Source organism: Kocuria kalidii (genome assembly GCF_044462225.1).
Taxonomy (GTDB): domain Bacteria; phylum Actinomycetota; class Actinomycetes; order Actinomycetales; family Micrococcaceae; genus Kocuria; species Kocuria kalidii.
On sequence record NZ_JBISWJ010000007.1, the window covers coordinates 1 to 19,791 of the forward strand.

At 70.5% G+C, this 19,791-nt stretch carries 18 protein-coding genes, 1 tRNA gene and 1 riboswitch; of the genes, 18 read left to right on the forward strand and 1 reads right to left on the reverse strand.

Annotated features, from left to right (window positions below; genetic code table 11):
* Positions 1 to 46: 46 nt before the first annotated feature.
* Positions 47 to 139, forward strand: a riboswitch (TPP riboswitch).
* A gap of 194 nt (positions 140 to 333) precedes the next feature.
* The 18 genes from ACH9D3_RS00790 to nrdF all read left to right on the forward strand — a co-directional run bounded on the left by ACH9D3_RS00790 (position 334) and on the right by nrdF (position 18,615).
* Positions 334 to 1,848: a bifunctional hydroxymethylpyrimidine kinase/phosphomethylpyrimidine kinase gene (locus ACH9D3_RS00790; protein WP_396409492.1), complete on the forward strand. Its 1,515-nt coding sequence runs from the start codon at positions 334 to 336 to the stop codon at positions 1,846 to 1,848.
* Positions 1,849 to 2,068: 220 nt separating this feature from the next.
* Positions 2,069 to 2,380 (forward strand): 50S ribosomal protein L21, encoded by a 312-nt coding sequence (rplU, locus tag ACH9D3_RS00795; RefSeq protein WP_396400970.1) that lies wholly within the window; start codon positions 2,069 to 2,071, stop codon positions 2,378 to 2,380.
* Between the two features lie 60 nt (positions 2,381 to 2,440).
* On the forward strand, positions 2,441 to 2,698 hold the full coding sequence (rpmA, locus tag ACH9D3_RS00800; RefSeq protein ID WP_396400941.1) for a 50S ribosomal protein L27: 258 nt from the start codon (positions 2,441 to 2,443) through the stop codon (positions 2,696 to 2,698).
* Positions 2,699 to 2,851: 153 nt separating this feature from the next.
* Positions 2,852 to 4,417 (forward strand): GTPase ObgE, encoded by a 1,566-nt coding sequence (gene obgE / locus ACH9D3_RS00805; RefSeq protein ID WP_396409493.1) that lies wholly within the window; start codon positions 2,852 to 2,854, stop codon positions 4,415 to 4,417.
* Between the two features lie 95 nt (positions 4,418 to 4,512).
* Positions 4,513 to 5,766 carry a glutamate 5-kinase gene (gene proB, locus ACH9D3_RS00810; RefSeq protein WP_396400939.1) on the forward strand — a complete coding sequence of 418 codons (1,254 nt, stop codon included), beginning with the start codon at positions 4,513 to 4,515 and terminating at the stop codon, positions 5,764 to 5,766.
* On the forward strand, positions 5,763 to 7,121 hold the full coding sequence (locus ACH9D3_RS00815; RefSeq protein WP_396400938.1) for a glutamate-5-semialdehyde dehydrogenase: 1,359 nt from the start codon (positions 5,763 to 5,765) through the stop codon (positions 7,119 to 7,121). The genes proB and ACH9D3_RS00815 overlap by 4 nt, the downstream gene beginning before the upstream one ends.
* Before the next feature lie 123 nt (positions 7,122 to 7,244).
* Positions 7,245 to 7,493 carry a hypothetical protein gene (locus tag ACH9D3_RS00820; RefSeq protein WP_396400937.1) on the forward strand — a complete coding sequence of 83 codons (249 nt, stop codon included), beginning with the start codon at positions 7,245 to 7,247 and terminating at the stop codon, positions 7,491 to 7,493.
* Between the two features lie 121 nt (positions 7,494 to 7,614).
* Positions 7,615 to 8,241 (forward strand): nicotinate-nucleotide adenylyltransferase, encoded by a 627-nt coding sequence (nadD, locus tag ACH9D3_RS00825; RefSeq protein WP_396409503.1) that lies wholly within the window; start codon positions 7,615 to 7,617, stop codon positions 8,239 to 8,241.
* On the forward strand, positions 8,241 to 9,206 hold the full coding sequence (locus tag ACH9D3_RS00830) for a hypothetical protein (RefSeq protein WP_396409494.1): 966 nt from the start codon (positions 8,241 to 8,243) through the stop codon (positions 9,204 to 9,206). The genes nadD and ACH9D3_RS00830 overlap by 1 nt, the downstream gene beginning before the upstream one ends.
* Positions 9,207 to 9,298: 92 nt before the next feature.
* Complete coding sequence (gene rsfS / locus ACH9D3_RS00835; RefSeq protein WP_396400935.1) at positions 9,299 to 9,709, forward strand: ribosome silencing factor; 411 nt, start codon at positions 9,299 to 9,301, stop codon at positions 9,707 to 9,709.
* A 108-nt stretch (positions 9,710 to 9,817) separates the two neighbouring features.
* A tRNA-Ala gene (locus ACH9D3_RS00840) sits at positions 9,818 to 9,893 on the forward strand.
* 240 nt (positions 9,894 to 10,133) lie between these two features.
* Positions 10,134 to 11,351 carry a formaldehyde dehydrogenase, glutathione-independent gene (gene fdhA, locus ACH9D3_RS00845; protein ID WP_396400968.1) on the forward strand — a complete coding sequence of 406 codons (1,218 nt, stop codon included), beginning with the start codon at positions 10,134 to 10,136 and terminating at the stop codon, positions 11,349 to 11,351.
* Between the two features lie 138 nt (positions 11,352 to 11,489).
* On the forward strand, positions 11,490 to 12,560 hold the full coding sequence (locus tag ACH9D3_RS00850; protein ID WP_396400934.1) for an App1 family protein: 1,071 nt from the start codon (positions 11,490 to 11,492) through the stop codon (positions 12,558 to 12,560).
* A gap of 214 nt (positions 12,561 to 12,774) precedes the next feature.
* On the forward strand, positions 12,775 to 14,262 hold the full coding sequence (locus ACH9D3_RS00855; RefSeq protein WP_396409495.1) for an aldehyde dehydrogenase family protein: 1,488 nt from the start codon (positions 12,775 to 12,777) through the stop codon (positions 14,260 to 14,262).
* Between the two features lie 296 nt (positions 14,263 to 14,558).
* The gene (nrdH, locus tag ACH9D3_RS00860) at positions 14,559 to 14,795 is read left to right on the forward strand and encodes a glutaredoxin-like protein NrdH (RefSeq protein WP_396400932.1); all 237 of its coding nucleotides are present in this window, start codon (positions 14,559 to 14,561) and stop codon (positions 14,793 to 14,795) included.
* A 76-nt stretch (positions 14,796 to 14,871) separates the two neighbouring features.
* The gene (nrdI, locus tag ACH9D3_RS00865; RefSeq protein ID WP_396409496.1) at positions 14,872 to 15,369 is read left to right on the forward strand and encodes a class Ib ribonucleoside-diphosphate reductase assembly flavoprotein NrdI; all 498 of its coding nucleotides are present in this window, start codon (positions 14,872 to 14,874) and stop codon (positions 15,367 to 15,369) included.
* The gene (gene nrdE, locus ACH9D3_RS00870) at positions 15,366 to 17,525 is read left to right on the forward strand and encodes a class 1b ribonucleoside-diphosphate reductase subunit alpha (RefSeq protein WP_396409497.1); all 2,160 of its coding nucleotides are present in this window, start codon (positions 15,366 to 15,368) and stop codon (positions 17,523 to 17,525) included. Before nrdI ends, nrdE begins: the two co-directional genes overlap by 4 nt.
* A 91-nt stretch (positions 17,526 to 17,616) precedes the next feature.
* Positions 17,617 to 18,615 carry a class 1b ribonucleoside-diphosphate reductase subunit beta gene (gene nrdF, locus ACH9D3_RS00875; protein ID WP_396400929.1) on the forward strand — a complete coding sequence of 333 codons (999 nt, stop codon included), beginning with the start codon at positions 17,617 to 17,619 and terminating at the stop codon, positions 18,613 to 18,615.
* Positions 18,616 to 18,984: 369 nt separating this feature from the next.
* Here the strand turns inward: nrdF and ACH9D3_RS00880 are convergent, their stop codons facing one another.
* Positions 18,985 to 19,641, reverse strand: a complete 657-nt coding sequence (locus ACH9D3_RS00880) for a hypothetical protein (RefSeq protein ID WP_396409498.1) — start codon at positions 19,639 to 19,641, stop codon at positions 18,985 to 18,987.
* Between the last annotated feature and the right edge of the window lie 150 nt (positions 19,642 to 19,791).

The following is a 19,791-nucleotide window of genomic DNA, read 5'->3' on the forward strand; positions in this document are numbered from 1 at the left end:
GGGTCCTCCGGCGTCCCGGTGCCGGGCGGGCCGCTAGACTGGCAGGACACCTGACACGGGGTGCCGCCCAGCGGCTGAGAACACACCCGTCGAACCTGATCTAGCCAGTACTAGCGAAGGGATGTCGCAGATGCGCGATGCCGTACCCCCGTCCGCCCGCACACCACGAGCCGGGGGTCCGGCGCAGCCGGACCCCGTGCTCACGCAGCACGGCACCGCATCGGCCGTGCTCTCCGGGGGCGGTGCCGATCCCGCGTCCGCCCGCCGCGCGCGCGCCTCGTCTCCCGTGCGAGCCGCCGCCGGTCTCCCCGCCGTCGGCGACGAGGTGGCGCGATGAGCCCGCGCGTCCCCCGGGTCCTGGCCATCGCCGGCACCGATCCGACCGGCGGGGCGGGCCAGCACGCGGACCTTAAGTCGATCGCGGCCATGGGCGGCTACGGGATGAGCGCCGTCACGGCCGTCGTCGTCCAGAACACCGTGGGCGTGCGCTCCATCCACGTCCCGCCGGTCGAGTTCCTCACCGCCCAGCTCGACGCGGTCGCCGAGGACGTCGAGATCGACGCCGTGAAGATCGGGATGCTCGGGTCCGTGCCGGTCGTCGAGGCCGTCGCCCGGTGGCTCGGGACCCACCGGCCGCCGGTCGTGGTCCTGGACCCCGTCATGGTCGCGACCTCCGGAGGGCGGCTGCTCGAGCGCGAGGCCGAGGACGCCCTGCGCGCGATGCTGCGCCTCGCCGACCTGATCACGCCGAACCTGCAGGAGCTCGCCGTGCTGGCCGGGGAGGGCACGGCGTCGTCGTGGACGGAGGCCCTCGAGCAGGGCCACCGGGTGGCCCGCGCCCACGGGACCCTCGTGCTCGTCAAGGGCGGGCACCTCGCCGGGGACCGGACCCCCGACGCGCTCGTGGGTCCGGACGCCCCCGAGCCCCTCGTGGCCTTCGACGGCGCCCGCGTGCACACCGAGAACTCCCACGGCACCGGGTGCTCCCTCTCCTCGGCCCTGGCCACGCTCCAGGCCCGGCACGGGGACTGGCCGCTGAGCCTGCGGATCGCCCGCGACTGGCTGCGCGGCGCCCTCTCGGCCTCCGGGGAGCTCGCGGTCGGCCACGGGAGCGGGCCCGTGCACCACTTCCACCACGTCCAGGGCGCCCTCGAGACCTGGGGCACCGTCCCGGAGCGGTTCAGCGACGAGCTGTGGGAGGCCTCCGCGCGGGTGCGGCAGGAGATCGAGGAGCTCGAGTTCGTCCGCCGCCTCGGCGACGGCCGGCTCGAGACGGACCGGTTCCTCGCCTACCTCGACCAGGATCTGCAGTACCTCGACGGCTACAGCCGGGCGCTCGCCCTGCTGGCGGCCAAAGCGCCCGACGAGGAGCAGCGGCTGTTCTTCGCGGCCGGCGCCGTGTCCTGCACCGAGACCGAGGCCCAGCTGCACCGGGCCCGGCTCCGGCACGCCGAGGACGACGGCACCCGGGGCGGACCCGGGGAGGTGACACGGCGCTACACGACCTTCCTGCTCGCGGCCACCGCCGCGGAGCCCTACCCGGTGGGCCTCGCCGCCGTCCTCCCGTGCTTCTGGGTATACGCGGACGTGGGGCGCCACCTGGGCGAGCTCGCGGCCGGGACCGACGAGCACCCGTACGCCGACTGGCTCGCCACCTACGCGGACGAGGAGTTCCAGGAGGCCACCTTCACGGCCCGCCGGCTGCTCGACGAGGCCGCCCGGGACGCCGGCCCGGCCCTCAGGGGGCGGATGCGGGAGGTGTTCCTGGAGGCCTGCGCGCTGGAGCGGGACTTCTTCGCCGCGCCGGTGGCGACGGCCCGGTTGGCGGGCATTGACGCGATCGAGTAGTCTTGATCTTCGGTGCCATGCCGGTGCGCGCGTGTACAAACTCGACACCCCACCTGGCGGCACATGCGGGTGCAGTTCCTGAATTGCGGCGAACCTGCGCTGACCACGGCCTAGTCCCACGGGCCGGTCACCGACAGCTCGCTTCAACGTCGTTGGTCCTGACAGGTATGCGCTCGACCCACACTGTTTACACATGACGTCGAGAGAAGTGAGTTCCCAAGTGGTGTACGCGATTGTCCGCGCTGGCGGCCGCCAGGAAAAGGTTTCCGTCGGAGACCTCGTTACCCTTGACCGCGTCGGCGGCGGAGCAGGCAGCACCATCGAGCTTCCTGCACTGCTCCTGGTCGACGGGGACAAGATCACCTCGGATGCCCAGACCCTGGCGAACGTCAAGGTCACGGCCGAGATCGTGGGTGACCTCCGCGGTCCCAAGATCTCCATCCAGAAGTTCAAGAACAAGACCGGCTACAAGAAGCGCCAGGGCTTCCGCGCCGAGCTGACCACCGTGAAGGTGACCGGCATCGACGCCTGACCGGCCCGGTCCCCCTCCAGACCCCACCAGCCAGCAATGACCCGAAGGTAGGCACACCTCATGGCACACAAGAAGGGCGCGAGCTCCACTCGCAACGGTCGCGACTCGAACGCGCAGTACCTCGGCGTGAAGCGCTTCGGCGGCCAGGCCGTCAACGCCGGCGAGATCCTCGTCCGGCAGCGCGGCACCCACTTCCACCCCGGTCTGAACGTCGGCCGCGGTGGCGACGACACCCTGTTCGCCCTGGCCGCCGGCCAGGTCGAGTTCGGCACCCGCCGGGGCCGGAAGGTCGTCAACATCCAGGCTGCCGCGGAGTAGCCGACAGGGCCGGCCCAGCCGGCCCCGGTGCGGGTCACGGCCCGCACCACCCATGTCTGTGCTGTAGAGGGTGGGTGCGTCCAGCGCCCGCCCTCTACAGTTTTAACGTGGCCCGTCCGCGGGCCCGCCCGTTCTTGACCAGAGGAGTACCCCGTGGCGAGTTTCGTCGACCGCGTCGTCCTGCACGTCTCCGGCGGCTCCGGAGGGCACGGCTGCGTGTCCATCCGCCGCGAGAAGTTCAAGCCGCTCGGCGGGCCGGACGGGGGCAACGGGGGAGACGGCGGCAACGTGGTCCTGCGGGTGGACGGCCAGACGACCACGCTGCTGAACTACCACCACGTCCCGCACCGGTCCGCCCCCAACGGCGGTCCCGGCAAGGGCGACCTCCGCCACGGCCACAAGGGTGAGGACCTCGTCCTGTCCGTTCCCGACGGCACGGTGGTGAAGGACCAGGACGGCAACGTCCTGGCGGACCTCGTGGGGGAGGGCTCCGAGTTCGTGGCCGCACCCGGCGGGCAGGGCGGACTGGGCAACGCCGCGCTGGCCTCCGTCAAGCGCAAGGCCCCGGGGTTCGCCCTGCTCGGCACGCCGGGCGCCACCCGCGACGTGGTCCTGGAGCTGAAGTCCATCGCCGACGTCGCCCTGGTCGGCTACCCCTCGGCCGGCAAGTCCAGCCTCGTCGCCGCGATCAGCGCCGCCCGGCCCAAGATCGCGGACTACCCGTTCACCACGCTGGTCCCCAACCTCGGCGTGGTGCAGGCCGGCGACGTCCGCTACACGGTGGCCGACGTGCCGGGCCTGATCCCGGGGGCCTCCGAGGGCAAGGGCCTGGGGCTGGAGTTCCTGCGCCACGTCGAGCGCTGCGCCGCGCTCGTGCACGTCCTGGACTGCGCCACGCTGGAGCCCGGGCGCGACCCCGTCTCCGACCTCGAGACGATCGAGGCGGAGCTCGCCGGCTACGCCGTGGACGGAGACCTCGACGGCGGACTCGCGGTGCCGCTCAACGACCGGCCCCGCCTCGTGGTGCTGAACAAGATCGACGTCCCCGAGGCCCGGGAGCTCGCCGATTTCGTGCGTCCCGAGCTCGAGTCCCGCGGCTACCGCGTGTTCGAGATCTCCACCGCCTCCCACGAGGGCCTGCGCCCGCTGACCTTCGCGATGGGGGAGGTCGTGCAGCAGGCCCGGGCGGAGCGTCCCGCCCCGGCGGAGGTCCCGCGGGTCGTGCTGCGCCCCCGGGGGGTGCGCGGGCCCGAGTTCACCATCACCCGCGAGGAGCGCAACCTCGAGCCGCTGTGGCACGTGCGCGGCGACAAGCCCGACCGCTGGATCCTGCAGACGGACTTCAACAACGAGGAGGCCGTCGGCTACCTCGGCGACCGGCTCGCCAAGCTCGGCGTGGAGACGGAGCTGTTCAAGCAGGGGGCCCGGCCCGGGGACGCCGTGCTCATCGGCCCCGAGGACGACGGCGTGGTCTTCGACTGGGAGCCCACGATGGTCGGCGGCGCCGAGCTGCTGGCCGGGCCCCGCGGCACCGACCTCCGCTTCGCGGACATCGACCGCCCCACCCGGGAGCAGAAGCGCCAGCAGTACCAGGACCGCAAGGACGCCAAGGCCGCCGCCCGTGCCGAGCTCGAGGCCGAGCGCACGGCCGGGGTGTGGACCGAGTCGGTCGACGCCCGGCGCGGCGACGCCCGGCCCGCCTCCGACACCGACGAGTGACCCGGCCGACCGCACCGACCGACGGCCGCGACCCGACGCACGACCGACCGACCGAAGCCACCTACGACGACCACCGGACGAGGGAGACGCCCAGGATGAACGACCAGACGCACGAGATCGACGTCGAGCAGCTCGAGGAGGTCGCGGAGAAGTCCGCGGTCCAGCTCAGCAGCGAGAGCCGGGGCAAGAACCGGCGCAGTCCGATCGAGCACCGGGAGGACGTCCCGCGCGCCCACCGCGTGGTGGTCAAGGTCGGCTCGTCCTCGCTGACGTCCATCGAGAGCTCGATCGACGAGCAGGCCGTGCGGATGATCGTGGACGCCCTGGGCGAGACCAAGGCGCGGGGCGTGGAGATCGTGTTCGTGTCCTCGGGCGCGATCACGGCCGGCCTGGCGCCCCTGGGCCTGTCCCGGCGGCCCAAGAACCTGGCCGGCAAGCAGGCCGCCGCCGCCGTGGGCCAGGGGCTGCTGATGGGCCGCTACATCGAGTCCTTCGCCCGCTACGGCGTCACCGTGGGCCAGGTGCTGGTCACCGCGGAGGACCTCATGCGGCGCAGCCACTACAAGAACACCCACCGCCAGATCGAGCGGCTCCTGGACTTCGGGGTGCTGCCCATCGTCAACGAGAACGACGCCGTGTCCAGCCAGGAGATCAAGTTCGGCGACAACGACCGGATCGCCGCGCTGATCGCCCACCTCATCAAGGCCGACGTCCTGCTGCTGCTCTCCGACGTGGACGCCGTGTACACCACGGACCCCCGCAAGGGCGGGGAGCGGATCCCGGTGGTCAACGACCCCATCAAGGACCTGGAGGGCGTGCAGATCGGCTCGGTCGGTGCCGCCGGCGTGGGCTCCGGCGGCATGGTGACCAAGGTCCAGGCCGCCCGGATCGCGGCCGCCTCGGGCATCCCCGCGCTCGTCACCTCCGCGCAGAACATCACCCGGGCCCTGGACGGCGAGGACGTCGGCACCTGGTTCGCGACCTCCGGCGGGCGGCGCAACGTCCGGCTGCTGTGGCTCGCCCACCTCGCGGACATCAAGGGCTCCATGACCCTGGACCCGGGGGCCGTGGCCGCGATCCGGGACCGCAACTCCCTGCTCGCCGCCGGCGTCATCGGCGTCTCCGGGACCTTCGAGGCCGGGGAGCCCGTCTCGCTGCGGGACCCGGAGGGCAAGGAGATCGCCCACGGGCTGAGCAACTACTCCTCGGAGGAGGTCCCGCCGATGCTGGGGAAGTCCACGTCCGTGCTGGCGGAGGAGCTCGGGGACGACTACAGCCGGGAGCTCGTGCACGTGGACAACCTCGTGGTTCTGCGAGCGCGCGGCGCACGGACTAAACTGAAGAAATGACTTCCGCCGCACACGATTCCGTGACCACCGACGAAGCCACCCGCACGACCGGCAAGGCGGTCGTGTCCGACACCAGCGTGATCGCCACCTTCGGGGAGGACCCCGTCGCCGGTGTGGCCGCGATGGCCGACGACGCCCGCGAGTCCGCCCGCGTGCTCGGGCGCGCCAGCCGCGCCTGGAAGGACCGTGCGCTGCTGGCCATCGCCGACCGCATCGAGCGCAAGCAGGACGTGGTGCTCGCCGCGAACGCCAAGGACCTCGAACGGGGCCGGGTGAACGGGACCTCCGCGGCCCTGCTGGACCGGCTCAAGCTGGACGCCCAGCGGATCGCCGGCCTGGCCGACAGCCTGCGCGAGCTGGCCGTCCTGCCCGACCCCGTGGGCGGGTTCGTCCGCGGCAGCACGCTGCCCAACGGCCTGCGGATGCGCCAGGTGCGCGTGCCGATGGGCGTGGTCGGGGCCATCTACGAGGCCCGGCCCAACGTGACCGTGGACATCGCCGGCATCGCCCTCAAGTCCGGCAACGCCGTGCTGCTGCGCGGCGGCTCGGCCGCGGAGGAGAGCAACCGGGCCCTCGTGGGCATCATCCGGGACTCCCTCGCCGACGTGAAGCTTCCCGTGGACTGCGTGCAGAGCGTGGACGGGTACGGCCGCGAGGGCGCCAACGCGCTCATGGGGGCCCGCGGGAAGGTCGACGTCCTCATCCCGCGCGGCGGGCACGGGCTCATCCAGTCCGTCGTCCAGAACGCCAAGGTCCCCGTCATCGAGACCGGTGAGGGCAACGTCCACGTCTTCGTCGACCGCTCGGCGTCGAAGAAGATGGCCGTGGACCTCGTCGTGAACTCCAAGACCCACCGCACGAGCACGTGCAACACGACGGAGACGCTCCTGCTGCACAGCGAGTTCGAGCACGGGCCCGCCGTGCTGTCGGCCCTCGACCGGGCCGGCGTCACCCTGCACGTGGACGAGCGGGCCGAGGCCATGCTGCCGGCCGGCAGCCACCACCTGCGCGCCACCGACGAGGACTGGGGCACCGAGTACCTGTCCATGGACCTGGCCGTCCGGGTGGTGGACTCCCTCGACGAGGCCCTCCAGCACATCGACCGGTGGTCCACCCGGCACACCGAGGCGATCGTGACCAACGATCTTGCGGACGCCGAGCGGTTCGTCGCCGAGATCGACGCCGCCGCGGTCATGGTCAACGCCTCCACGCGGTTCACCGACGGCGGCCAGCTGGGCCTGGGCGCCGAGATCGGCATCTCCACCCAGAAGATGCACGCGCGCGGACCCATGGGCCTGGAGGAGCTGACCACCACGAAGTGGATCGTCCAGGGGGACGGGCACGTCCGCGCCTGAGCCCCGGACGCGGCGGGCCCGCCGCGGATTCAGTACCATGAGAGCCGTCCGGCCCCGCCGGCCGAGGCGGCACGGGCCGCCCACCGACCACCCGCCGCCACGTCGGCGCCAGAAGGGATCCCCATGTTCGCGCAGACCGTCACCACCGTCCTCGCCGCCGCCGAGGGCGGGCACGCCGCCGCCGAGGCCGGGGTCCCCGCCTGGGTCTGGGGCGCAGCCGTGTTCGTCGTGCTGATCGGCCTCCTGGTGGTCACGCTCTCGTTCGCCAACCGCGGTCTCAGCCCGGAGGCCGGCCGGCACCAGGATCCCGCCGACCTGCCGGCGGACGAGCGCGCCATGCTGGACGAGTACAGCGCCAAGCGCCACGGCTGAGCCGGGGACCCCCGACGTCGTGACGACCGCTTCGCAGGACACCGCCGCCCGGACCAGGGACCTGCCCCTGACGGGCACGGCCGTCCCGCCCCGGACACCGGGCCGCACCAGGCTCGGTGTCATGGGCGGGACCTTCGACCCCATCCACCACGGCCACCTCGTGGCGGCCTCGGAGGTCGCGGGCGAGTTCGACCTCGACGAGGTCGTGTTCGTCCCGACGGGACACCCCTGGCAGAAGGCCGCCGCGGCGGTCAGCTCCGCCGAGCACCGCTACCTCATGACGGTGATCGCGACGGCGTCGAACCCGCGGTTCACCGTGAGCCGGGTGGACATCGAGCGCGACGGTCCCACGTTCACGGTGGACACCCTGCGGGACCTGAAGCGCCAGCGCCCGGAGACGGACCTGTTCTTCATCACGGGAGCGGACGTCATGGCGGAGATCCTGACCTGGAAGGGCGCCGAGGAGCTCTGGGAGCTCGCCCACTTCGTGGGCGTCACGCGGCCGGGCCACGACCTGGCCGCACCGGTGGGCTCCAGCGGCGTGAACCTGCTCGAGGTGCCCGCGATGGCGATCTCGTCCACGGACTGCCGCACCCGCGTGGCCGAGCACAAGCCCGTCTGGTACCTCGTGCCCGACGGCGTGGTGCAGTACATCAACAAGTACGGACTCTACCTGCGGCCCGAGGACGGGGCCACGACCGACCACGTCGGCGCCCGTCCCGGCGCGGCCCCGGCGAGGGCGTCCTGATGGCCGACGAGGACGACGTGCGCGGCGGCGTCTCACCGGACGGGGAGCGCGACGGCCCGCCCGGGGCGCCGGCGGGCCGGCCCGGCGGCGCCCCGCCGGGGGTGCCCGGGCCCGCGCCCGTCATCGACCTCGGCGAGGACGCCGTGCCCGTCCGGCCCGCCAAGCCCCTGGGCCCGCGGCGGCTGGCGCGCCTGCAGCGGGAGCTCGCGGAGCGGGCCCGCGAGGTCGAGGAGGCCGGCGGGAACCCCGCGGACCCGGAGCTGCTCGACAAGCAGCGTCGTTTCGCCGAGCTCGCCGCCCAGGCGGGGGCGGCCCAGCACGACCCGGCCGGGACCGGTCCGGTCACGGGCACGGCCGTCCCGGAACCGGTCGCACCGGACCCGGCGGGGCCCCGCACCGCCGCTCCGGAGGAGCCGCCGGAGGCGCTCGAGCAGATCACCGTGGTGTTCCCCGGCGGGGACGTTGCCGCCGGACCCGAGGGGCACGCCGGCCACGACCCGGTGCACGTCGACCCGTCCCTGTTCAGCAACCGGCTCGCCCCGGAGGACCTGGCAGCGCTGACGCACATCCAGATCGTCGCTCCCGGCGGCACCGGGGAACACGGATCCCACGCGCACACCGCGGCCGCGCCCACGGCGGCCGAGCAGTCCGCGGCCGGGGACCCCCCGGTCGCGCCGCTCCCGGCCGGGCGGCACGAGGATCCGGGCGACGCCGGGGCCGCACCACCGGCTCCCGCCGAGCCCGCGGCGTCCACCCGTCCCACGGGATCGTGGGCCGATGCCGTTGCCGATGCCGAGGCCGAGGCGGGGCCGCCGGCCGGGCCCGTGCCGGCCGGCACCGCCGGGGGGCTCGAGCTGCTGGAGCCCCGGGAGTACCGGCGCCGTGCGGGCACCGCGTGGTGGGTGCTCCTCCTGCTGGCGGTGCTCGCGGCCCTCGCCGTCGTGCTCGTGCTCTTCGTGCTCTGACGGCTCGTGCCCCGCAAGCCACCCTGCACCACTCGACCACTCCATCCGTCCCTGCGGGACGGAACCTCCGGTTCGCCGGGAAAGGATCCTTCGTGACTGTCAACGATCTCTCCCTCTCCATCCTCCAGGTCGCGGCCGCCGCGGCCGACGCGAAACAGGCCCACGACATCGTGGGCCTCGACGTCAGCGAGGCGCTGGGCATCACCGACGCGTTCCTCGTCGCCTCCGCCGCCAACGAACGGCTGGTCAACGCCGTGGTCGACGAGATCGAGGAGAAGCTGGTCGAGCACCTCGAGCTGCGGCCCATCCGTCGCGAGGGCCGCTCCGAGGGCCGCTGGGTGCTGCTGGACTACGGCGACGTGGTGATCCACGTGCAGCACGACGAGGACCGGGCGTTCTACGCCCTCGAGCGGCTGTGGCGGGACAGCCCCGTCGTCGACCTCGGACTGGCCGCCGGCAGCGCCGCTCCTGCGCCCGCCGCCGACGATTTGCCTGGAGCCTGATCGACTGCCTACTATGAATGCGTTGCCCGGCGAGGTGCCGGATCAACCGGAAGAGGATGACTGCACGGTCCTCCGGCGGTTGTGATAGTGTCTCCGAGGCAACGACCTGGGGCTGTGGCGCAGCTGGTAGCGCATTTGCATGGCATGCAAAGGGTCAGGGGTTCGAGTCCCCTCAGCTCCACCAGGACGAGAGAGCCCGTTCCGCATCGCGCGGGGCGGGCTCTTTCGCTGTCCGCCGCCCGGCCGGGCCTTCCGCTCGTTGACGCGTCCTGTTAGCGTCAGCACCACCGACGGCCGTTCCGCATGACGTGGATCACACCAGGTCCAGCAGCGCCGCGTGACGTGGTCCGTCGGAGACGAGGGAGTCAGCGGTGGAGGACCGCCGCGGGCGCCCATGACGGACATCTCCACGGAAGAGGTCATGATGGCAGGCAACAGAGCGGTCGCCTACAAGGGACCCGGCAAGGTCGAGGTCATCGACACCGACTACCCCGAGTTCGAGCTCAAGGACGCACCGGGGATCAACCCGGCCAACATCGGCCGGAAGGTCTCGCACGGAGTCATCCTCCGGACGGTGAGCACCAACATCTGCGGCTCGGACCAGCACATGGTGCGCGGCCGCACCACGGCACCGACGGACCTGGTCCTCGGTCACGAGATCACGGGCGAGGTCGTGGAGTGCGGCCCGGACGTCGAGTTCATCCAGGTCGGGGACATCGTCTCGGTCCCCTTCAACATCTCCTGTGGGCGGTGCCGGAACTGCAAGGAGCGCAAGACCGGCATCTGCCTCAACGTCAATCCGGACCGGCCGGGCTCCGCCTACGGCTACGTGGACATGGGCGGCTGGGTCGGCGGGCAGGCCGAGTACGTGCTCGTGCCCTACGCGGACTGGAACCTGCTGAAGTTCCCGGACCGCGACCAGGCCCTCGAGAAGATCATGGACCTGACCATGCTCTCCGACATCCTGCCCACCGGCTACCACGGCGTGGTCACCGCAGGGGTGGGCGTGGGCTCCACCGTCTACATCGCCGGTGCCGGGCCGGTGGGCCTGGCCGCGGCGGCCTCGGCCCACCTGCTCGGGGCCGCGGTGGTGATCGTGGGGGACCTCAATGAGGAGCGCCTGGCCCAGGCCCGCAGCTTCGGCTGCGAGACCGTCGACGTCTCGAAGGGCTCGCCCGCCGAGCAGATCGAGCAGATCCTCGGTGTCCCGGAGGTCGACTGCGGCGTGGACGCCGTCGGCTTCGAGGCGCGCGGGCACGGCAAGGACGCCTCCCACGAGGCCCCCGCCACCGTCCTGAACTCCCTCATGGACATCACCGCCGCCGGTGGTGCGCTGGGCATCCCGGGCCTGTACGTCACCGGCGACCCGGGGGCGGTGGACGAGGCCGCGAAGCAGGGGTCCCTGTCGATCAGCCTCGGCACCGGGTGGGCGAAGTCCCTGGCCTTCACCACCGGGCAGTGCCCGGTGATGAAGTACAACCGGCAGCTGATGATGGCGATCCTGCACGACAGGATCCAGATCGCAAAGGCCGTCAACGCCAAGGCCATCCCGCTGGAGGAGGCACCGGAGGGCTACGCCGAGTTCGACGCCGGGGCGGCCACCAAGTACGTGCTCGACCCCAACGGCTACCTCAAGAACTGACGGCCGGCCGGGAAACCGGCGGAGCGCACGAGGACCGCCCGCGGGGCGGGCCGGACCGGACTCCCGGACCGGGCCGCCCCGCGGGCGGTCGCGTCCGGGGCGCGGCGACCCGGAGATCGGCTGTGGAACACTGGCCCCATGGCCAAGAAAACCAACAGCTCGGAGCTCATGCAGACCGTCGACCAGGTCACCGAGGAAGCCATCAACATCGGCTACCGCCTCGAGCAGCGGTTCCACCGGTTCCGGCAGCGGCGCGCCGAGGCCCGCGGCGACATCCCGGTGATGGTGGCCTTCGCGGGCTACGGCTCCGAGCACCACGTGCGGGTGCTCGGGCGGGCGCTGCTCAAGACCCGGGGCCTCATCGAGTCCACCGACGAGAGCGCCGAGTCCATCCGCGGCTGGCGCTCGTTCACCTCGGTCCCCATCGCCTTCGCCCACGTCAACGTCTGGATCGAGGAGTTCGAGTTCCACCTGGTGGCCGACAAGGGCGGCGTGGTCGACGTCGACCTGCAGGTGTCCCTGGCCCCGGGCGAGCACACCGTGTGGATGCAGACGGAGGGCTCCGAGGCGGTCGAGTCCCGCGTGTTCGTCGTGGCGGACGAGCAGCGGATCGGTGTGGTCTCCGACGTCGACGACACCGTGATGGTGACCGCGCTGCCGCGCCCCCTCCTGGCCGCCTGGCACTCCTTCGTGCTCAACGAGCACGCCCGGACCCCCACCCCGGGGATGGCGGTCATGATGGACCGGCTGCTGCACCGCCACCACGAGGCGCCGTTCCTCTACCTCTCCACGGGGGCCTGGAACGTGGCCCCCACCCTGCGCCGCTTCCTCACCCGCAACGCCTACCCGGCCGGGGCCCTGCTGCTCACGGACTGGGGGCCCACCACGGACCGGTGGTTCCGGGCCGGGGCAGCGCACAAGGTGCAGAACCTCGAGCGGCTGGCCCGGAACTTCCCCCACGTGCGGTGGATCCTCATCGGCGACGACGGCCAGCACGACCCCGAGATCTACAGCGGCTTCGTCAACCGCTATCCCGAGCACGTGGCCGCCATCGTGATCCGCAACCTCTCCCCGGCAGAGGCCGTGCTGGCCGGCACGCCCCTGGTCAACGAGGAGCGGCGGGTGACCATCCCCGAGGGCACGCTGTGGATCGAGGGCAACGACGGCGCCTCCATCTCCCGCCAGCTCGCGGAGCACGGCCTGCTCTGAGCGCGGTCCGTCCTGAGCCGCGGCCTGTCCCGAGCGGCGGGCCGGCCTGACCGGCGACCCGACTCGACCGGCGGCCTGTCCTGACCGGCGTGCTGCCCTGACGGGCGGGCCGCCCTGATGCCGGTGCCGTTGCCGTGCGCCCTGAGGTCGGGACCCGGGGCGGCGCCGGCACGTGCTGGTCTGTGGCGTCGGAGCCCGGTCCTACGCTGGAACCATGACCAGCACCCGCAGCACCCTCACCGCTCCCGGACCCGACCCCGCACCCGCCCCCGCGCCGACCGGCTTCCCGGCCGTCGACGCCGCCGTCGAGCGCGCCCGGGCGGCCTTCGTCCCGGACCTCGACCTCGGCGCCCGGCTGGACCGGCTGCACCGGCTCGAGGACCTCGTGCGGGAGAACCGGGAGGTGCTCGAGCAGGCGCTGGCCGCCGACCTCGGCAAGCCACCCGCGGAGGCCTGGCTGACCGAGCTCGGCTTCACCCTCGACGAGATCGCCGGGATCCGCCGGGAGCTCGGCGGCTGGATGACCCCCTCCCGGATCCCCGTCCCGCTGAGCCTCGCCCCGGCCCGCTCCCGCGTGGAGCACCAGCCGCTGGGGACCGTGCTCGTGATGGCGCCGTGGAACTACCCCGTCCAGCTCGTGCTGAGCCCGCTGGCGGGAGCCCTCGCCGCGGGCAACACCGTCGTCGTCAAGCCCTCCGAGGTCTCCGCGACCGTCTCCGGGGTGCTCGCCGAGCTGCTGGAGCGCTACCTGGGGGACTGCGTGAGCGTGGTCGAGGGCGGCGTGCCGGAGACCACGCGGCTGCTCGAGCACCGCTTCGACCACGTCTTCTACACCGGCAACGGAACGGTGGCCCGGATCGTGATGGCCGCCGCCGCCCGCCACCTGACCCCGGTGACCCTCGAGCTGGGCGGGAAGTCCCCGGTCTGGGTGGACGGCTCGACCGACCTTCGGACCGCCGCGCGGCGGATCGTGTGGGGGAAGTTCCTCAACGCCGGCCAGACCTGCGTGGCCCCGGACCACGTGCTGGGCACCCCCGAGACGCTCGCCGCCCTCGAGCCGGAGCTCGTGCGGGCGGTGGAGGAGCACTACGGCACGGACCCGCGTCGCAGCGGCTCGTACGGGCGGATCGTCACCGGCCGCCACCTCGACCGGCTGACCGGGCTCCTGGACCAGGTCCCCGGCCACGACATCGTCTGCGGGGGGACGGCCGAGGCGGGGGAGCGGTATCTCGCACCCACGGTGGTGCGCTCCGCGCCGGACGGCCCGCTCATGGCCGAGGAGCTGTTCGGGCCCGTCCTGCCCCTGGTGCCGGTGTCCTCCCCCGAGCACGCGGTGGAGCTGATCACCGCCCGCGACAAGCCGCTGGCCCTCTACGTGTTCACCGAGGAGGGCTCGGTCAAGGAGCTGTTCCGCCGGCACACGTCCTCCGGCGGGCTGTCCTTCAACGCGCCCCTGCTGCACCTCACCAGCCCCGCGCTGCCGTTCGGCGGAGTGGGGGAGAGCGGCACCGGGGCCTACCACGGGAAGTTCTCGTTCACCACGTTCTCCCACGCGCGCGCGGTCCTGGACAAGCCGCTCGCCCCCGACACGCTGCGGGTCGTCTACCCGCCCTACCGGGGCCTGCGGGGCCGGCTCGCCGCCGCGGCGGTCGGGCTGCGCCGGCCCCGCCGCCGGACACGACACGCCGTGTCCGAAAATTAATCCTGTCCACCGACCGGGGCCCGGACCGGCGCACAGCCTGTGCACAACGGGACCCCGGCGGCGGAAATCCGCGACCCCCGCGGAGGCGCCCTGTGGATGGGGAACGGCCTTCCTGGGGATAGTGCGAAAGGAGCTGTGGACAACCCTCACCACTGCATCTAGGGGTCGCTTCCCCTTCCCGACACTAGATGTAGTATTGAAATCAGCCACCCGGAGAGACCCCTTCACCGCCGCAGAGTCTGCGGAAGTCCCGGATCTCCCCCGCACACCACCCGACCGACCAAGGGGAAACAGCGATGTCCGTGACCGTGTACAGCAAGCCTTCCTGCGTCCAGTGCAATGCCACCTACCGGGCCCTGACCAAGAAGGGCATCGAGTACAGCGTCGTCGACGTCACCGAGGACGAGGCCGCCCTGGCCCACGTCCTGGCCCTCGGCTACCAGCAGGTCCCGGTCGTCGAGACCGCGTCCGAGCACTGGTCGGGCTACCGTCCGGACAAGATCACCTCCCTGGCCGTCCTCCTCTCGGCCTGAAACACCGGCGCGCCGCCCGCTTCCCCGCGGCGCCCCGGACCACCCACCACCGACCCCATCCCGGAGCGCGGAAGCAATGAGCACGCACCACCCCGGCACCCTTCCCGGGACCGCTCAGCAGGACCACGGCGACGCCGCCGCGGCTCCGGACGGTCACGGCCCGCTCGTGGTCTACTTCTCCTCGGTCTCCAACAACACGCACCGCTTCGTTGAGAAGCTCGACGCCCGCGTGCTGCGCCTTCCTCTTCTGACCGGGGAGGAGCCCCCCGAGATCACCGAGCCCTTCGTGCTGGTCGCCCCGACGTACGGGCGCCCCAACGGCAGCGGGTCCGTCCCGCCGCAGGTCGTGAAGTTCCTCAACAGGGAGACCAACCGGCAGCTGCTGCGCGGCGTCATCGGCGCGGGCAACACCAACTTCGGCCCGGCGTTCTGCCTGGCCGCGGACAGGATCGCGGCCAAGTGCGGCGTCCCCGTCCTCTACAAGTTCGAACTCATGGGCACCCCCGAGGATGTCCACAAGGTCAATCAAGGATTGGAACAGTTTTGGCGACAATTTCCGCAGCTCCGGGCGTGAGCGTCGAGCCCGGCCACGAGGACACGCGCGTCCCGGAGAAGTACCGGGGCCTGGGCTACCACGAGCTCAATGCCCTGCTGAACCTCTACGACGCCGACGGGCACATCCAGTTCGACGCCGACCGGCAGGCCGCGCGGCAGTACTTCCTGCAGCACGTGAACAACAACACCGTCTTCTTCCACGACCTCGAGGAGAAGCTCGACTACCTGGTCTCGCACCAGTACTACGAGCCCGAGATCCTGGCGAAGTACAGCATGGAGTTCATCAAGCGGCTCTCCAAGCGGGCCTACTCCCGGAAGTTCCGCTTCGAGACCTTCCTGGGCGCGTTCAAGTTCTACACGTCCTACACGCTGAAGACCTTCGACGGCCAGCGCTACCTCGAGCGCTTCGAGGACCGCGTGGTCATGGTCTCCCTGTACCTCGCCGACGGCAACGAGCTGCTCGCCGAGCAGCTGGTCGACGAGATCATCTCCGGGCGCTTCCAGCCGGCGACCCCCACGTTCCTCAACGCGGGCAAGCAGCAGCGCGGCGAGCTCGTCTCCTGCTTCCTGCTCCGCATCGAGGACAACATGGAGTCCATCGGGCGCTCCATCAACTCCGCCCTGCAGCTGTCCAAGCGCGGCGGCGGCGTGGCGTTCGCGCTGAGCAACGTCCGCGAGGCCGGGGCCCCGATCAAGCGGATCGAGAACCAGTCCTCGGGCATCATCCCGATCATGAAGCTGCTGGAGGACTCGTTCTCCTACGCCAACCAGCTGGGCGCCCGCCAGGGCGCGGGTGCGGTGTACCTGCACGCCCACCACCCCGACATCTACAGCTTCCTGGACACCAAGCGGGAGAACGCGGACGAGAAGATCCGCATCAAGACCCTCTCCCTGGGCGTGGTCATCCCGGACATCACGTTCGAGCTGGCCAAGAAGAACCAGGACATGTACCTGTTCTCCCCGTACGACGTGGAGCGGGTGTACGGGATGCCCTTCTCGGACGTCAACGTGTCCGAGAAGTACCACGAGATGGTCGCCGACGGCCGGATCACCAAGAAGAAGATCAAGGCCCGCGAGTTCTTCCAGACGCTGGCCGAGGTGCAGTTCGAGTCCGGGTACCCGTACGTCATGTTCGAGGACACCGTGAACCGGGCCAACCCGATCGACGGCAAGATCATCATGTCCAACCTGTGCTCCGAGATCCTCCAGGTCTCCGAGCCCTCCACGTACCACGAGGACCTGGACTACGACGAGGTCGGCAAGGACATCTCCTGCAACCTCGGCTCCCTCAACATCGCGCTGACCATGGAGTCCCCGGACTTCGGGCAGTCGGTGGAGACCGCGATCCGGGGGCTCACCGCGGTGTCGGACATGTCCGACATCACCTCGGTGCCCTCGATCGAGCGCGGCAACCAGATGTCCCACGCCGTGGGCCTCGGGCAGATGAACCTGCACGGCTACCTCGCCAAGGAGCACATCCACTACGGCTCCGAGGAAGGCCTCGACTTCACGAACATCTACTTCTACACGGTCACGTACCACGCGATCCGTGCGTCGAACGAGATCGCGAAGGAGCGCAGGGCGGTGTTCGCCGGCTTCGAGCGGTCCCAGTACGCGTCGGGGGAGTACTTCGCCAAGTACACCGACCGCGAGTGGGCTCCCGCCACCGGGCGGGTCCGCCGGCTGTTCGCGGAGGCGGGCGTGCACATCCCCACCCGGGGCGACTGGGAGCAGCTCAAGGCCTCGGTCATGGAGCACGGGATGTACAACCAGAACCTGCAGGCCGTGCCGCCCACCGGGTCGATCTCCTACATCAACAACTCGACGTCCTCGATCCACCCGATCGCCTCGAAGATCGAGATCCGCAAGGAGGGCAAGCTGGGCCGCGTGTACTACCCGGCGCCCTTCATGGACAACGAGAACCTGGAGTACTTCCAGGACGCGTACGAGATCGGCTACGAGAAGATCATCGACACCTACGCCGCGGCCACGCAGCACGTGGACCAGGGCCTGTCCCTGACCCTGTTCTTCAAGGACACGGCCACCACCCGCGACATCAATAAGGCGCAGATCTACGCGTGGCGCAAGGGCATCAAGACGATGTACTACTCCCGGATCCGCCAGCTGGCGCTCGAGGGCACGGAGGTCGAGGGCTGCGTGTCCTGCATGCTCTGACCGCCGGCCCCGGCGACCACCCCAAGACTCCCCGCGTGCGTCCGCAGGACGCGCGCGGGGGCCCACCCCGTTCGAGGAAGAGACAGAGACCATGACTCTGGAGAAGAGCGAGAGCATCGACAAGGTGCAGCTGCTCCACCACCAGGCCCAGGCCATCAACTGGAACCGGATCGAGGACCCCAAGGACGACGAGGTCTGGGACCGGCTGACCGCGAACTTCTGGCTGCCCGAGAAGGTGCCGATCTCCAACGACGTCCCGTCGTGGAAGACGCTGACCGCGGAGGAGCAGGAGCTCACCATGCGGGTCTTCACCGGGCTCACGCTGCTGGACACCATCCAGGGCACCGTGGGCGCCGTGTCCCTGATCCCGGACGCGGTCACCCTGCACGAGGAGGCGGTGTACACCAACATCGCGTTCATGGAGTCGGTGCACGCGAAGTCCTACTCCTCGATCTTCTCGACGCTGTCCTCCATGAAGGACATCGACGACGTCTTCCGCTGGGCCCGGGAGAACCCGTACCTGCAGAAGAAGGCCGACATCGTCATCAAGTACTACAAGGGCGACGACCCGCTGAAGAAGAAGGTCGCCTCGACCCTGCTCGAGTCCTTCCTCTTCTACTCCGGGTTCTACCTGCCCATGTACTGGTCCTCCCGGGCCAAGCTGACGAACACCGCCGACCTGGTCCGCCTCATCATCCGGGACGAGGCCGTGCACGGCTACTACATCGGCTACAAGTTCCAGCGCGCCCTGGCCCTGGAGTCGCAGGAGCGCCAGGACGAGCTGAAGCTCTACACCTACGAGCTGCTCGAGGAGCTCTACGAGAACGAGGTGCGCTACACCGAGTCCCTGTACGACGGTGTCGGGTGGACCGAGGACGTCAAGAAGTTCCTGCACTACAACGCCAACAAGGCCCTCAACAACCTGGGCTTCGAGGCGCTGTTCCCCAAGGAGATGACCGACGTCTCGGCGGCGATCCTCTCCGCGCTGTCCCCGAACGCCGACGAGAACCACGACTTCTTCTCCGGCTCGGGCTCCTCCTACGTGATCGGCAAGGCCGTGAACACGGAGGACGAGGACTGGGACTTCTGATCCCGTGTGAGATGCCGGGCTAGTTGGCCAAACCAGTTGTGAGACGCCGAGCTAGTTGGCCAAAGCGGCCATAGTTGGCCAAAGCGTCTCCCGCAGATCAGGGGAGTACGGTGAGTGATCGTTCTGGAGCTGGGCGGTTCCCGTGTCCCAAAAAAACGGGTGGCCCTGTTGCAACAGCGTCACCCCGATTCGGGGCAGCGGACCCGATGCCAAGTATGGCTCCAGGCAGTACTATCCGTCAGAGTTTCTGACGATTGAAGGCCCGGTCGCTGAGGCGACCGGGCCTTCCTATTCTTGGACCTTAACTACGAACAATCTGCGGCACTGCTCCAAATCCGCTGACCTGTGATCGGGCTTCTTGTCATTACCTCATGTCGCGCTTTGCAAGCTTTGGAACAAGGCTCGACCCAGCAGCTTGACGACCTCGAGCTGAACGCGCTCGTCGCTGAAAAGGTGGTCGACCATCTGACCCTGGTCGGCCTGATTGCGGAACGCGGCGGAGAGCACGGAGTTCTTCAGGTCGGGACTGACCATGAACTGGGCCTCGGAGTTGTTCTTCGCTTGGGCCACGAGCCGGTCGTCCTGCTGCAGGGAGTTCAGCTGGGAAGTCACGAAGTTCTCCCGCACGTCCTTGGGAAGATCCTGGCCGAAGATCTCGTTGAGCCGGTTCACGACCTCTTCCAGGGCCACGAGCTTCGGGTCCCGGTTCATCCCGGAGCCGGCGGCGCTGAGCGGGTTCAGCTCGCGGGCCTCTCCGGAGACCAAGGTCATGTCGGCTGCGGGGCCGCGGGGGCGGCTGACGACGTCGAGCAGGTCCACGGTGGACAGGTCGGGGGTCTCTGAGCGCTCGTCCTGCTTGGTGACCTCCCACAGCACCCGGTAGAACATGGCGCGTTTGGCGACGTCGGTGTCCTCGAAGTCCAGCAGCTGGGAGAGGAAATCATAGAGGTTGGTAAAGGTCCGCAGGTCCTTGCGGAACAGGTCCCCGAACGTGAGCGTCTCGCCGTCTGCCGGCGTGTAGACCACCTCGGAGAAGCCGCCTTCCTCTGCCGTCCGGCACACATCGGCGCGCCGGCCAGCGCGATCATCATCCCGGAGGACGGGTCGCCGGTCCTCCACGCAGCCTGACGGAGGCCCGATCACGGGGCGCTTCCCTGATCGCCTCTTGGCGTATCC